Origin of the sequence: Pseudomonas sp. GR 6-02, assembly GCF_001655615.1 — a bacterium.
GTDB lineage: Bacteria > Pseudomonadota > Gammaproteobacteria > Pseudomonadales > Pseudomonadaceae > Aquipseudomonas.
The window spans coordinates 1,006,734-1,019,513 of the sequence record NZ_CP011567.1; the positions used below are offsets into that span (position 1 = coordinate 1,006,734).

The 12,780-nt window shown below is 59.4% G+C and carries 14 protein-coding genes; 8 read left to right on the forward strand and 6 right to left on the reverse strand.

What is annotated here, in order from left to right; all coding sequences use genetic code 11:
- Positions 1-30: 30 nt before the first annotated feature.
- Positions 31-1,752: a C4-dicarboxylic acid transporter DauA gene (gene dauA, locus PGR6_RS04320; protein WP_018929586.1), complete on the reverse strand. Its 1,722-nt coding sequence runs from the start codon at positions 1,750-1,752 to the stop codon at positions 31-33.
- Positions 1,753-1,903: 151 nt separating this feature from the next.
- Between dauA and PGR6_RS04325 the strand changes: the two genes are divergently transcribed.
- Positions 1,904-2,389 carry a hypothetical protein gene (locus PGR6_RS04325; protein WP_019651163.1) on the forward strand — a complete coding sequence of 162 codons (486 nt, stop codon included), beginning with the start codon at positions 1,904-1,906 and terminating at the stop codon, positions 2,387-2,389.
- 63 nt (positions 2,390-2,452) lie between these two features.
- Positions 2,453-2,740: a PA4642 family protein gene (locus tag PGR6_RS04330; protein WP_018929588.1), complete on the forward strand. Its 288-nt coding sequence runs from the start codon at positions 2,453-2,455 to the stop codon at positions 2,738-2,740.
- A 219-nt stretch (positions 2,741-2,959) separates the two neighbouring features.
- Here the strand turns inward: PGR6_RS04330 and mqo are convergent, their stop codons facing one another.
- Positions 2,960-4,468: a malate dehydrogenase (quinone) gene (gene mqo, locus PGR6_RS04335; protein WP_018929589.1), complete on the reverse strand. Its 1,509-nt coding sequence runs from the start codon at positions 4,466-4,468 to the stop codon at positions 2,960-2,962.
- Between the two features lie 741 nt (positions 4,469-5,209).
- The gene (locus PGR6_RS04340) at positions 5,210-5,443 is read right to left on the reverse strand and encodes a hypothetical protein (RefSeq protein ID WP_064616185.1); all 234 of its coding nucleotides are present in this window, start codon (positions 5,441-5,443) and stop codon (positions 5,210-5,212) included.
- A gap of 186 nt (positions 5,444-5,629) precedes the next feature.
- Here PGR6_RS04340 and PGR6_RS04345 point away from each other — a divergent pair, with 186 nt between their 5' ends.
- Complete coding sequence (locus tag PGR6_RS04345) at positions 5,630-6,214, forward strand: YajG family lipoprotein (protein WP_018929591.1); 585 nt, start codon at positions 5,630-5,632, stop codon at positions 6,212-6,214.
- A gap of 79 nt (positions 6,215-6,293) precedes the next feature.
- Here the strand turns inward: PGR6_RS04345 and PGR6_RS04350 are convergent, their stop codons facing one another.
- Positions 6,294-6,500 (reverse strand): hypothetical protein, encoded by a 207-nt coding sequence (locus PGR6_RS04350; protein WP_018929592.1) that lies wholly within the window; start codon positions 6,498-6,500, stop codon positions 6,294-6,296.
- Positions 6,501-6,694: 194 nt separating this feature from the next.
- Between PGR6_RS04350 and PGR6_RS04355 the strand changes: the two genes are divergently transcribed.
- Positions 6,695-6,973 (forward strand): hypothetical protein, encoded by a 279-nt coding sequence (locus PGR6_RS04355; RefSeq protein ID WP_007939791.1) that lies wholly within the window; start codon positions 6,695-6,697, stop codon positions 6,971-6,973.
- A gap of 94 nt (positions 6,974-7,067) precedes the next feature.
- Here PGR6_RS04355 and PGR6_RS04360 read toward each other — a convergent pair whose 3' ends face one another.
- On the reverse strand, positions 7,068-8,234 hold the full coding sequence (locus PGR6_RS04360; protein ID WP_064616186.1) for a 1-acyl-sn-glycerol-3-phosphate acyltransferase: 1,167 nt from the start codon (positions 8,232-8,234) through the stop codon (positions 7,068-7,070).
- A gap of 138 nt (positions 8,235-8,372) precedes the next feature.
- On the opposite strand from PGR6_RS04360, the gene PGR6_RS04365 reads away from it, so the two are divergent.
- The 3 genes from PGR6_RS04365 to PGR6_RS04375 are packed head-to-tail and all read left to right on the forward strand — an operon-like array spanning position 8,373 to position 9,487.
- Positions 8,373-8,555 (forward strand): CPXCG motif-containing cysteine-rich protein, encoded by a 183-nt coding sequence (locus PGR6_RS04365; protein ID WP_018929594.1) that lies wholly within the window; start codon positions 8,373-8,375, stop codon positions 8,553-8,555.
- 12 nt (positions 8,556-8,567) lie between these two features.
- Positions 8,568-8,828, forward strand: a complete 261-nt coding sequence (locus PGR6_RS04370; RefSeq protein ID WP_007939795.1) for a putative signal transducing protein — start codon at positions 8,568-8,570, stop codon at positions 8,826-8,828.
- 35 nt (positions 8,829-8,863) lie between these two features.
- Positions 8,864-9,487, forward strand: a complete 624-nt coding sequence (locus PGR6_RS04375) for an SOS response-associated peptidase (RefSeq protein WP_007939796.1) — start codon at positions 8,864-8,866, stop codon at positions 9,485-9,487.
- 48 nt (positions 9,488-9,535) lie between these two features.
- Here PGR6_RS04375 and PGR6_RS04380 read toward each other — a convergent pair whose 3' ends face one another.
- The gene (locus PGR6_RS04380; RefSeq protein ID WP_064616187.1) at positions 9,536-11,677 is read right to left on the reverse strand and encodes a methyl-accepting chemotaxis protein; all 2,142 of its coding nucleotides are present in this window, start codon (positions 11,675-11,677) and stop codon (positions 9,536-9,538) included.
- A gap of 274 nt (positions 11,678-11,951) precedes the next feature.
- Between PGR6_RS04380 and PGR6_RS04385 the strand changes: the two genes are divergently transcribed.
- Positions 11,952-12,770: a M48 family metallopeptidase gene (locus PGR6_RS04385; RefSeq protein ID WP_018929596.1), complete on the forward strand. Its 819-nt coding sequence runs from the start codon at positions 11,952-11,954 to the stop codon at positions 12,768-12,770.
- The last annotated feature ends 10 nt before the right edge of the window (positions 12,771-12,780 follow it).

Sequence of the window (12,780 nt, forward strand, 5' to 3'; positions counted from 1 at the left end):
ATGCGTGCGCAGTTCGCTTGAACCGCGCGCTCAGTCCTGCCCGACGAGCCAGCGTTCGCTTTTGCGTCGAGCCTGTTCCAGGTTGTTCACGTAAGCCAATTGACGCTGTTCCCGATGGATGCCCGCGCGCCTGAGTTTCAGGCGCACGCGCGCAGCCGTCCCGACCAGAATCAGGCCGATGCCGTCGGTGCGATAATCCCTGAGGATATTGTCGAAGGCTGCCAACGCCGTCATGTCCAGCATGGACACGGCACTCATCTCGACAATCACCACTTTGACCTCCGGGCTGAATTTGCGCAGCACGCCCAGGGCCTTTTCCGCTGCACCGAAAAACAACGGTCCGCGTATCGCATAGCAACGAACATGCTCCGGCAAATCCTGTAAGGCTTGATGGAACTCTCGAGGCAGTTCGGCGGTGTCCGTGAGGTCGCTCATGCGCTTGACGAACAACCCGGCGGCCAGCAATAGCCCAACGGCAACGGCCAGTACCATGTCGAACAGCACTGTCAGGCTCAGGCAGGTCAGCAAGACCAATACATCGCTGCGTGGTGCAATGCGCAGGGTGTGCACGACATGCCGGGCCTCGCTCATGTTCCACGCCACCATCACGAGCAGCGCCGCCAGCGCGGCCATCGGCAAGTAGCTGAACAGCGGGGCGAGGACGAGTATCGCCAGCAGCACCACCGCGCTGTGGATAATTGCCGCCAATGGCGAAAACGCCCCGCTGCGCACGTTGGTGGCGCTGCGGGCGATCGCCGCGGTGGCGGTAATGCCGCCGAACAACGGTGCGACCAGGTTACCAATGCCTTGACCCAGGAGTTCGGCGTTGGGGTCATGTTTGCTGCCCGTCATGCCATCGGCCACCACCGCACACAACAACGATTCGATGGCGCCGAGCATGGCAATGGCGAACGCTGGTGCCATTAATTGGCGGATCAGGTCGTAAGACAGATGCAGCGGCTGACCATTGGGTCCTGGCAGATTCCACGGCCAGTCGAAGCTCGGCAGAAACGGCGGAATGCCGGGGTGGCTGACGCCATCGACGATATAGCTGAAGCGCTCGCCCAGCGTCGCAATCGGTAACCCGCCGCTTTCCAGCGCCAGCCCCAACATTGCGCCGACGGCCAGCGCCACCAGATGCCCCGGAACCCTCGGCACAAACCGCGGCCAGACGATCAGAACCGCCAGGCACATGACACCGATGATTCCGTCCCCCAGGCGGGCGCTGGGCAATGCCTGGAGCAGCGCACCTAATTGCTCGATGTAATGTTCGGCATGCCCGGTGGTACTCAGGCCCAGCAAATCCTTTAGTTGGAGTGTGGCGATGACTATGCCGATCCCGGCGGTAAAGCCCAGGGTCACCGGATAAGGAATGTACTGAATCAGCCGACCGGCCCGAATCAGCCCCAAGGCAATCAGGATGGCCCCGGCAAGCATGGTGCAAAGCAGCAGGCCACCCAGGCCATATTGTTGGGTGATCGGCAGCAGTATCACCACGAACGCGGCTGTCGGCCCGCTGACATTGAAGCGCGAGCCTCCCGTCAGGGCGATCAGGGGGGCCGCGATCAGCACCGTATATAAACCTTGCTGGGGCGCTACTCCCACCGCAATCGCCAGGGCCATGGCCAGGGGAATGGCGATAATCCCTACCGTCACCCCGGCACTGATGTCGCCGCGCAAGCGTCTGAGGCTATAACCTGCACGCAGAGTTTGACGCCAGGCGGCGAATAACGGGGGGATGGAGAATGGCATAGGGACTCCACAGTAGACGGCACGCCGTCGAAATAGGGCTGAAGGCTCTTTCAGTATGCCCAGCCTTGTCTTCGAGAGTATTGATCTGGATCGGTTATTCGCCCGATTGATCATCATGCTAGAGTGCTCGGCCTCGTCCCAGGAGCCTGTCATGAGTCTTTTGATCCGCAGCTGCGCCGCCCTGATGTTGGTCTTCAGCCTACCCCTGGCCGCCGCTCCGGCACCGATGCATGTGCAGTTTTTGCCCCCGGACGACTTGACTCTGCGTGAAGCGGAACCCGAGCAGCAACAACTGTTGCAGGTCACCGAGTATTCGGTGGTCCTCGGCAGCCAGCGTCAGTCCAACCAACAACCAATCCCGGTCACCTCACCCTTGCTGATCCGCCTCAAGGGCAAACCCTTGAACAAGGGTGCGACCATCAGCCAGGTGCTGGTCAACTTCGATGGCGAAAGCAAAAGCCTGAAAAAGCCGATCTACGACAACAAAAGCAAAACGCTAACGCTCTATTACCCGTTGGCCCAGTACCGGGTGGTGATCGACTTGCTGCGCAACGACACGGTGTATTGCCAGTTTCTGAGTTACGCCAACGGCCATATCTGGGCCGATCTGCACACCGGCAGCGTTCGTCCGCGTTGAGCCCGGCATCAAGGCAGGGGTAAACTGCCCGCCCTGTGAAATGTCTGCGAGCTGGAGTCGGCAATGCGTAAAGATAAGAAGCAAGTGATTGGTGACGAGATCGGCGATGCGCAGATCAAACTGTTCCTCGATTTTGAGCCGGTCGACGCCACTTCACCGTCGCTGCACAAACTGATCAAGGCCTACCGCGGTCTGCGCATCGATGACTTCGAGCGTTTTCTGACGTTCTTTGTCGAAGCCGGCTACGATCTGGACGGCAAGGATGAGCACGGCAATGACTTCGTGGCCCTGATTCAGGATCAACGTAACGCGGCCGAGTACATCGAGTTGATCGACAAGGCTCGCGGTTAACGTCAGGCACACTGGAATTTTGTGGCAAGGGAGCTTGCTCCCGTTGGGCTGCGAAGCGGCCCCAAAATGCTGCGAATGGCGGAGATTTTGTGAGCGCTGCGCACTGGTGCGCCAGCCCGGTCAAGCGGGAGCAAGCACCCTCGCCACAAGATTGTTTCACCGCACACAAAAAAAACGCCCCGCCCTCAATGAGGACGGGGCGTTTTTTATGCGGCTGAATCAAGCGTAGCTTTGGGTTTCGCTGCTTGCTTCAACCAGTTCCAGTGCGACGTTGTTCTGCGCATTGATCTTGCGATACAGCGCAGCGTCGGTTTCCAGGACTTTCTCCCGAGCCGGGAAGATTTCCGCCAGTTTGGCAGCCCACTCGCCCTTGGCCTTGTTCGGGAAGCATTTCTCGATCAATTCCAGCATGATCGACACGGTCACCGAGGCGCCTGGCGAGGCGCCGAGCAGAGCGGCAAGGGAACCGTCCTTGGCCGCGACCAGTTCGGTACCGAACTGCAGAACGCCGCCTTTCTTCGGGTCTTTCTTGATGATCTGCACCCGTTGGCCGGCCACTTCCAGGCGCCAGTCTTCGGCTTTCGCTTCAGGGTAGAAGCGACGCAGGGATTCCAGGCGCTGCTCCATCGACTGCATCACTTCGCTGACCAGATACTTGGTCAGGTCCATGTTGTTTTTGGCCACGGCCAGCATTGGACCGATGTTGCCGGCGCGAACCGACATCGGCAGGTCCATGAACGAACCGTGCTTGAGGAACTTGGTGGTGAAGCCGGCATAAGGTCCGAACAGCAGGGACTTTTTGCCATCGACCACACGGGTGTCCAGATGCGGCACGGACATTGGTGGCGAACCGACCGCGGCCTGGCTGTAGACCTTGGCCTGATGGTGCTTGACCACTTCCGGGTTGTCGCAACGCAGCCACTGGCCGCTGATCGGGAAGCCGCCGAAGCCTTTGCTTTCTTCGATGCCCGACGCTTGCAGCAGCGGCAGTGCCGCGCCGCCGGCGCCAAGGAAGACGAATTTGGCGTCGACTTCGCGGGTATTGCCGCTGTTGACGTCCTTGATGCTGACGGTCCAGCCGCCGTTGTTACGCTTCAGGCCGGTGACGCGCTTGCAGTACTTGACCTGGGCATCGGGCGCGCTGGTCAGGTGCTTGAGCAGCTGGTTGGTCAGGGCGCCGAAGTTGACGTCGGTGCCGTTCATCACGCGGGTGGCGGCGAGGACTTCGTCAGCCGGACGGCCCGGCATCATCAGCGGCATCCACTCGGCCATCTTGGCTTTGTCTTCGGTGTATTCCATGTCCGAGAAGGCATGGTGCTTGCTCAGGGTCTTGAAGCGTTCCTTGAGGAAGGACACGCCATTCTCACCCTGCACGAAGCTCAGGTGCGGCACCGGGCTGATGAACGATTTGCACGAACCGAAGGTGCCTTTCTTGGTCAGGTAGGACCAGAACTGCTTCGACACCTCGAACTGGGTGTTGATGTGCACGGCTTTCTTGATGTCGACGGTGCCGTCAGCGGCCTGCGGCGTGTAGTTCAGCTCACACAGCCCGGCGTGACCGGTACCGGCGTTGTTCCACGGATTGGAACTCTCCGCGGCACCGGAATCCATCAGCTCGACGACTTCCAGCTTGATCGCGGGGTCGAGCTCTTTAAGCAGTACAGCGAGGGTGGCACTCATGATGCCGGCCCCAACCAGTACTACGTCGACTGCTTCGTTATGCGCCATTTAACGCGTCTCCAAAATCTGCAGCACCAAATTGTCGGCATAGCTGCCAGGCGTTCCGGGGCGTGTCAGTGATGCCCCAGGTACCCATGGCCAGGATCGCCATGTCCGAATCTTCGCAATTTTTCGCAACTTCGACGGATGCATGCGGCCTGGCTTCAAGAGTCACATGAACTCATTTCGGCACGCGGCTGGCAATTCGACTTATGGTCGAGACATCCGTTTGTGCAACCAAATCCGTAGCGGACAGGCTTCAGGCTCCGGTGTTCGAGGAGTACTCGGTCCTGTGTCGTTGGGCTGTTGTAGACGCTAATGGTGCATTTTCAGACGCAAAACTATTCATTTGCTCGCCACACTCTTGTGAAGTTGTGAAAACCCGTTTTTTTCACGCTCTTTTGAAGACGTGAACCTCAAAAAAGGGCTGTCCCAGCCTGGCACCGTGCCCGGATGGATTGCCGCCATGGGGTGCATGGGCAGCAAAAACGGGCAAACAGCTCAGTGACCGAGCGTAATGACAGCTCTGCAGATTCGCGAAAAGTGGGGGTTTTGCTTGAGAAACAGCAAGCGCGCCAGCTTCACTCGATCTGTGTGGGCGGCTCTCTGTGGGCGGTGCGGGGTGTCAATACCGAGGCATTGAACGATGCTGCGAGGCCCGATCAGGAGACGTCCTTATAATCGGGGGGAGATTGTATCTAAGAAACGCAGGGAAATGGTCGTGTTTAATGACTTTTATTAGGCGTCGGGTCAGGTGGTCAGCAGTTGCTGCGCGCGTGCACGTGGCTGGTGCTGGCTGACACGGGCACTGGCGGGCAGAGGCTGGTGCAGCCAGTTGAGGCGAATTTCTTCGATTTCGACCCAACCATCGCCCATGGGCTGGAGGCTGCACTGCTTGAAGGCCTGGCAGTGGCCATTGTGATCGAGCAGGGCGAAACTGCGGTGCAGCGGGCGTGGCGCGAACAGGGAGACGAGAAAACGCATGGCAACGTACCTTTTGGGGGTGACTGCCATAAAGGTTGCCAGCGGGCGGTGACAAAGGTGTGACAGGAACCGCGCTGCGCCGGGTTTGTCAGAGATTTCAGTAATCGTTGCGCGAAGCTAGTTCGCCGCAGTGGCGCACCGCTATACTGCGGGCATCGTTAGTTGCCTGATTCTGGAGAGAAGAGCATGTTGCAACGCCTGTTGTTCGGTTTGATCACTGTGACCAGTTTGACCCTCGTCGGCTGCGCCCACAGCCCGCAACAACTGAGCCCGGAACCCAAGCTGACGGCTCAGCTGGCGCCGGTCGGCCATGGTCAGCCGGTGGTGGTGCGTGTGGTGGACGGTCGTCCATCGCCAACCCTGGGGACCCGTGGCGGTTTGTACCCGGAGACCAGTGCGATCACGGTGCAGGGCGCGCAGATTCTGCCGAAGCTGCAGGCTCAGGCTGAGGCGGCCGTGCGGTTGCTGGGCTTCACGCCGACGGCCAATGCGCTGAATGCGCCGCAATTGACGGTGACCCTGGCCGAGCTGAAGTATCAGTCGCCCAAAGAAGGTTTGTATGTGACTGAAGCTACAATTGGCGCGACGTTCCGTTCCGATGTGCAGAATGCCAACCGTCGTTACAGCGGTCGCTACGGCGCGTCGCTGGATCAGCGTTTTGGCATGGCGCCGAATCAGGAAACCAATACCAAGCTGGTCAGTGATGTGCTGAGTGATGCGTTGACCCGCTTGTTCAAGGACCCGACGATTGGTCAGGTGCTTGGCGAGTAACGGTTTGCAGTTTGTTTAAAGAACCCGGTGCCAGCGATGGCGCCGGGTTTTTTTGTGCCTGCCGCTCCAGCAAGGGAAATCAAGCCGCTTGCGAATAGAAGTCCAGAACACTCACCCCGGTCAGCAAATCCGTCTCCGGCAAATCCGCATGTTGATGCCCGCCCAACGCGCAATACACCAGCCAATGCCGGTCCTGTACATTGAAGGCGAGGCTGCCGACTAAGGTTTGTTGTTCGTCGCTTTGGGCAATGAGGTAAAGACGATCCTGGTTTTCGGCGTGGAGCATGACGCGGTCCGTGTCGGTTTCGAAGGGCGACAGACTGGCGGATTCAGATGACGGCGCCGTGACACAGGACAATAATCGGCTAAATGGTTTCGTTATTTGTCGGAAAGGGGGGGCAGGCCGGAGCGCTTTCGGTAGAATCCGCGCCGTGGTCGTCGGTCCCGGCGTCTGTTACACCGGTTTGCCTGAGGTTTGTGATGTCGCTGCAATTGATTTCGCTCTTTACCGCTCATCCCGCCAAACTGATCAACCTGCTGGCCTTGCTGTTCGCCTGCCCGGGCGGCTGGTTGCTGCACGCCACCCGTCGTCGTGAACAGCGCGCGATGGCCAGTATCGAAGCCCAGCGCCAGAGCAGGCCCAGCGAAGAGCCAACCCTCGATTGGGCGACCTTGCGCATGAACCGGTTTTTCTATCGCTTCGGTTTTGCCTGCCTTGGGATGGCGTTGCTGGTGTCGTGGGTCAGTACTCGCGTCTGAAGTTCTGACACAGTTACAGTGTCTGACTGACCTACTGCACCAAGACAAACAAAAACGGCGCCCGAAGGCGCCGTTGTCGTATCCAGCCATTACCCTACAACGGTAGCCCGGCCTTGACCCGATACTGATTACGCACCGGCATCGCATATTGCAGCACCAGGAACGGACGATGTTCCTCGGGGCAAGCTTCCAGTCGACGCTGCCATTCTTCCTGAGCCTTGGCCAGTTCATCTGCCGCAAACAGCTCGGCCGCTTTCGGCACCTGCAATTGCGGGTCGGCGTCTTTCCACTGCGCATACGCCAGGTAATGCACCGGGAATAACCGGTAACCGCCCAGAATCTGCTTGTCCATTTCGATCGCCAATTGCTTGGTGTCTTCGAACAGTTCGGTGATCGGCGCGGCGAAGTTCACGTGGACCCGGCCTTTGTAACCAGTGATGCCCTTGGCGATGCTCGCGTCATCCTCGCCCGGTGCCTTGGTGTAGGTGCCGGTGGTGGCGCGAATGTACAGCTCGCGGGCCTTGGCCTGGTCGCAGGGGTCGTACTCGTAGCTGATCGACACCGGGGTGAGGTTCAGCGAACGGATGACTTCGCCGAACGGCTCGTCCTTGCGGCTCATGTGGAACATCTTGAGGATCGCCGACTCGGTGCGGTCGTCGCCGTCCTTGGCCCGGCCTTCAGCCTGAGCGATCCAGATCGAGGCGCAATCGTTGCGGATCGAGTGGTTGATGTAGGCCGACAGCAATTGATACGCCGCCATTTTCTCGCGACGACCGGTGATCGAACGGTGCACGATGAAGCTCTTGTTCAGGCGCATCAGGTCGCTGACAAAAGGCTTCTGCAGCAGGTTATCGCCAATGGCGATGCGTGGGGTCGGCAGGCCGGCGTGGTACACGGCGTAGTTGACGAAGGCAGGGTCCATCACGATGTCGCGGTGGTTGGCGATGAACAGGTAGGCACTGCCGGACTTGAATTGCTCCACGCCGGTGTAGGTCACCCCGTCCGTGGCGCGCTCGATGGTGTGGTCGACGTAAAACTCGACTTTGTCCTGCAACGTGGCCACTGACGTGACGTCGGCGAACTCACGGCGTAGCCGATGCGCTATAAGAGGTTTGAGCATCCAGCCGAAGGCACCGGCAAAGCGCGGGAAGCGGAAGTGGGTGAGGATATCTAGAAACGCCTTGTCGCCGAGCAGCCGTGCCAGCACCGCTGGGACTTCGCTGTCGTCGTAAGGTCGGATGGCATCGAATTCGCCCATCATGCTCTCTTGTTAGAAACGGCTAGGGTAAGTAAAGGTATTGATCGAAAACCAACGGGGCACGGTCTGAAAGGTAGTCAGACAAAAATAGCCCTGCAAATAGACCGGCGATTATACGCACAAGTCACCTGGGAGACCGCGATGCTGGAAACTGCGCAGTATGAATGTCCGTATTGCGGTGAAGAAGTCGAGGCTGTTCTGGATTTGTCTGGCGGTGATCAGACCTATATCGAGGATTGTCCGGTGTGTTGTCGTCCCATTACCTTTGTCTTGCAGGTTCACGGCGAGGAGTGGCACCTCGACGTCTACAGCGAAAACGAATGAAGGGGTTCACCCATGCAGCGTATCTACGAGCCGGAAAACCTGATGGAAGGCGAATTGCTGCTAAGCATGCTGGCCAGTGAAGGCATCGAGGCGCATCTGGTGGGCCGGGATTTGATCGGCGGTACCGGGGAATTGCCGATATTCGGCCTGCTGGGTGTATCGGTCGATAACGACCAGGCGCAATACGCGCGGGAACTGATCGCCGCGTACAATGCCGCGCTGCCGCTGTCCGGCGATGAACCGGACAGCTTTCCCGGCACGCTGGTCTGTTAGGCTGACGTTCGTTTGATCAAGAGTCGTATTGCCCCATGTGTGGACGTTATGCCCTGTTTCGCTGGAACCCCGCCTTCGCAGCCCTGCCCGGATTTCCCGCCGATCAGCAGGCCCAGTGGAATATTTCTCCCAACGATTCGGTGTTGATGCTGCGTGCCGGTGCAGACGGGCAGCGTGAGTTGGCCCGCGCCCGCTGGGGCCTGACGCCGCCGTGGTTGACCGACCTGTCCCGCACGCCGGCCCATGCCCGTGCCGAAACCGTTGCCGAACAGCCGATGTTTCGCGAAGCCTTGCGCCTGCGCCGTTGTCTGCTGCCGGCCAATGGTTTTTACGAGTGGCGCGGCACTACGCGCAAACGTCCATACTGGCTGACGCCGGGGGAGGGCTCGACGCTGTACTTCGCGGCGATCTGGGAGGCGTATCCAGTGCAGGAGCAGGTATGGCTGAGTACGGCGGTAATCACCCAACCTGCTTCGAGTCAGCGTCGGCCGTTGATTCTCGATGCGGCGGGGCAGGAAGCCTGGCTCAATCCTGAAACCCCGCTACATGCCTTGCAAGCGCTGCTGGCCAGCGAACCCGCGGCGCTGCGCGAGCGGGTGCTGGCGAACATGGTGAATGATCCGAAGCTCAATGGGCCGGAGTGTTTGACCCCGGGCTGAGCGCGTAATGATCATTCCCATGCTCTGCGTGGGAACGATCATTGAACCCTAAACCTTGAACTGATTGATCAACCGGCGCTGCTGTTCCGCCAACTTGGTCAAATCCGCACTCGCTGCGCTCGATTCATCCGCGCCACCGGCCACTTCATTGGCTACTTGCCCGATGTTGATCACGTTGCGGTTAATGTCGTCGGCCACCGCGCTCTGTTCCTCGGCGGCGCTGGCGATCTGGGTGTTCATGTCGTTGATCACCGACACCGCTTGCGTAATGGTTTCCAGTGCTTCGGCCGCTTTCGCCGCGTGCTGCACGCTTTCGTCGGTGCGGTTCTGACTGTCTTCCATGACCCGCACCACATCGCGGGTGCCTTGTTGCAGTTGCTGGATCATGGTCTGGATTTCTTCCGTGGCCTTCTGGGTTTTCTGCGCCAGGTTGCGTACTTCATCGGCCACCACCGCAAAACCCCGGCCCTGCTCACCGGCTCGCGCCGCTTCGATGGCCGCGTTCAAGGCGAGCAGGTTGGTCTGCTCGGCGATGCCGCGAATGGCCGTCAGGATCGCGTTGATGTTTTCGCTGTCCTTGGCCAGGGTCTGCACCACGCCGACGGCTTTGCCGATTTCGATGGCCAACACACCAATCGAATTCGACGTATCCCGGACGATTTGCATGCCTTGCGCCGCCGCCTGATCTGCATGACTGGCAGCTTGCGCGGCCTGGGTGGCGTTGCGCGCCACGTCCTGGGCGGTGGCGGTCATTTCGTGTACGGCGGTGGCGACCTGATCGATCTCGGCCATTTGTTTGTGCACACCGATGTTGGTGCGAATGGCAATGTCGGCGGTGTGTTCCGACGAGTCGCTGACGCTCTGCACCGAAGTCACCACTTGAGTAATCATCGCCTGCAACTTGGCCAGGAAGGTGTTGAAGCCCTTCGCGATCGAGCCCAGTTCGTCGCTGCGGTCGCTGGTCAGGCGGCGGGTCAGGTCGCCTTCGCCCTGGGCGATGTCATCGAGCATGGTCACCATCTGCTTCAGCGGCCGGGCAATGCCGTGGCCCACCAGCCAGATCACCAACAAACCAATGCCGGCGATCAGCAGGCCAACCATGGCCATGCCAAAGGTGTCGGACTTGCGCTGTGCGTCCAGGTCACTCTGAAGTTTTTGCAGGTCGGCCATCACCGCGTTCAGCGGCAGTTGCAGCATCAAGGTCCAGCGGGCGTCGGTCTGGCCGATGCCGAAGGGCAGGTACAACTCGATCCGGCCCTGGGCCTTGTCGACGGTGTAAGTCACTTCGCCACGCTTGAGATTGGCCATGTTGGCAATCTGCTTGCTGTCGAGGATGTCGCTGACCTTTTCGCCGAATTTGCTCGGGTCTTTGGTGTAGGCGACGATCCGGCCGTTACCGCCGATCAGGGCCATTTCTCCGGCGCCGCTGTACAGTTTCTGATTCGCCCCCAGGAGCATTTCCTGGATGAAGTTCACCGACAGGTCGGCGCCGACGATGCCCTGGAACGCGCCGTTGAGCATGATCGGTTCAATGAAGGAGGCGAGCATGACGATCTTGTCGCCAACCTTGTAGGGCGCCGGATCGATCACGCAGGATTTTTTGGTTTCCTTGGAGCACAGGTAGTACTCGCTGGCGCGCACACCGGTGGACAAGGTTTTCTGGTCGTCGACGTCCACCAGTTTGTCCAGGCCCAGGCTGCCGTCTTCGTTACGGAACCACCATGGCAGGAAGCGCCCGTTACTGGCGTCGATGCCGACTACTTTGGTGTCGACGTAGGCCGCATCGTTGTGGTCGAGGGCGTTTTTTTCCCACCCAATGTAGGTGCCGAGAATTTTCGGGTTCCGGGCGACGTTTTCCTTGATCAGGCTGATCAGTTGCTCGCGGCTAAGGCTCAGTTGCGGCTGGCCGTCGGCGCCCGGTGTGCCGATCAATGCGTTGACCCGCACCAGACCGCCGGCAATCAGCAGCGGCGCTTCGAGTTCGCGCTGGATCTGGCTGACCTGGGTTTGTGCCAGCGACGTCAGGCGCTGTTCGATGACTTGCTCAAACTGCGCCTGAGTCCGTTGCTGGACCATGTCTTGGGTCCGGGCGCCGGAAAACAGCGCGTACAGCACCAGGGCTGCGACAACGCTGAGCACAATGGCGCCGGCCAGGGCGGCAACGGAAAACTGGATCGACTTGAATTTCATGGGTGCTCCGCACGCAAGAGGACGTCTGCAGAGCTGTATCGGCACTGGGGCGGTGGGGCATGAGCCAGGTGTAACGAATTGGCTGTTTTAGAGTGCTGGATGTCGTAAATGAATCATTGCTGGCCGTGATCAGCCGCGGTGGACGCTGTTGTGTGAATTTTTTCCTACGGTAATCGGGGCTTTGTCTGAAATGTACGTGCTACACGTCCGTTGTATCTGGCGCCGATACAAATCCCCACCTAGGATACGCGGCATGTTTCCAGGGAGCTTCTTGATGAGTAAGACATTGGTTTTGTGTGCACTGAGTGCAAGTCTGCTGCTTGCCGGTTGTCAGTCGGTCAACACCACCAGCGGTGGCGCCGTGGGCGTTGAGCGCACGCAATACATGTTCAGTATGTTGTCGACCTCCGAGGTCAACCAGATGTACGCCCAGTCTTATCAACAGACCATCGGGGAGGCGAGCACCAAAGGCGTGCTGGATAAATCCAGTAACAATGCGAAGCGCGTCCAGGCCATCTCCAATCGCCTGATTGCCCAGGCACCGGTGTTTCGTCCGGATTCGGCCCAGTGGCAATGGGAAGTGAACCTGATCAAGAGCGACGAGCTGAATGCCTCCTGCGGGCCTGGTGGCAAGATCATTTTCTACAGCGGGCTGATCGACACCCTGCAACTCACTGACGACGAAATCGCCGCCATCATTGGCCATGAAATCGCTCACGCCTTGCGCGAGCACAGTCGTGAAGCGATGTCCAGGGCTTATGGTCTCGAAATGGCCAAGCAGGGCGCCGGTGCGTTGCTCGGTCTGGGGCAGGACAGCCTGGCCCTGGCGGACACCGTGGCCAAATACGGCATGACCTTGCCCAACAGTCGCGAGAACGAAAACGAAGCCGACTTGATCGGCCTCGAACTGGCCGCCCGCGCTGGTTACAACCCGAACTCTGCGATCACCCTGTGGAACAAAATGAGCAAAGCCTCGGAAGGCGCGCCGCCAGAGTTCTTGAGCACTCACCCGGCGTCGGCCAGTCGGATTGCGTCGTTGCAGGCGGCGATTCCGAAAGTCATGCCGTTGTACGAGAAAGCCAGGAAATCCTGATCATCAAGTG

Bases quoted from the DNA above. Each gene is read 5' to 3' on its own strand.
- PGR6_RS04325 (WP_019651163.1), top strand. From the start codon at position 1,904: ATGAGTCTTTTGATCCGCAGCTGCGCCGCCCTGATGTTGGTCTTCAGC.
- PGR6_RS04385 (WP_018929596.1), top strand. From the start codon at position 11,952: ATGAGTAAGACATTGGTTTTGTGTGCACTGAGTGCAAGTCTGCTGCTT.
- PGR6_RS04380 (WP_064616187.1), bottom strand. From the start codon at position 11,677: ATGAAATTCAAGTCGATCCAGTTTTCCGTTGCCGCCCTGGCCGGCGCC.
- PGR6_RS04340 (WP_064616185.1), bottom strand. From the start codon at position 5,443: ATGCGTTTTCTCGTCTCCCTGTTCGCGCCACGCCCGCTGCACCGCAGT.
- PGR6_RS04330 (WP_018929588.1), top strand. From the start codon at position 2,453: ATGCGTAAAGATAAGAAGCAAGTGATTGGTGACGAGATCGGCGATGCG.
- PGR6_RS04365 (WP_018929594.1), top strand. From the start codon at position 8,373: ATGCTGGAAACTGCGCAGTATGAATGTCCGTATTGCGGTGAAGAAGTC.
- PGR6_RS04375 (WP_007939796.1), top strand. From the start codon at position 8,864: ATGTGTGGACGTTATGCCCTGTTTCGCTGGAACCCCGCCTTCGCAGCC.
- dauA (WP_018929586.1), bottom strand. From the start codon at position 1,752: ATGCCATTCTCCATCCCCCCGTTATTCGCCGCCTGGCGTCAAACTCTG.
- PGR6_RS04355 (WP_007939791.1), top strand. From the start codon at position 6,695: ATGTCGCTGCAATTGATTTCGCTCTTTACCGCTCATCCCGCCAAACTG.
- PGR6_RS04370 (WP_007939795.1), top strand. From the start codon at position 8,568: ATGCAGCGTATCTACGAGCCGGAAAACCTGATGGAAGGCGAATTGCTG.
- PGR6_RS04350 (WP_018929592.1), bottom strand. From the start codon at position 6,500: ATGCTCCACGCCGAAAACCAGGATCGTCTTTACCTCATTGCCCAAAGC.
- PGR6_RS04345 (WP_018929591.1), top strand. From the start codon at position 5,630: ATGTTGCAACGCCTGTTGTTCGGTTTGATCACTGTGACCAGTTTGACC.
- PGR6_RS04360 (WP_064616186.1), bottom strand. From the start codon at position 8,234: ATGATGGGCGAATTCGATGCCATCCGACCTTACGACGACAGCGAAGTC.
- mqo (WP_018929589.1), bottom strand. From the start codon at position 4,468: ATGGCGCATAACGAAGCAGTCGACGTAGTACTGGTTGGGGCCGGCATC.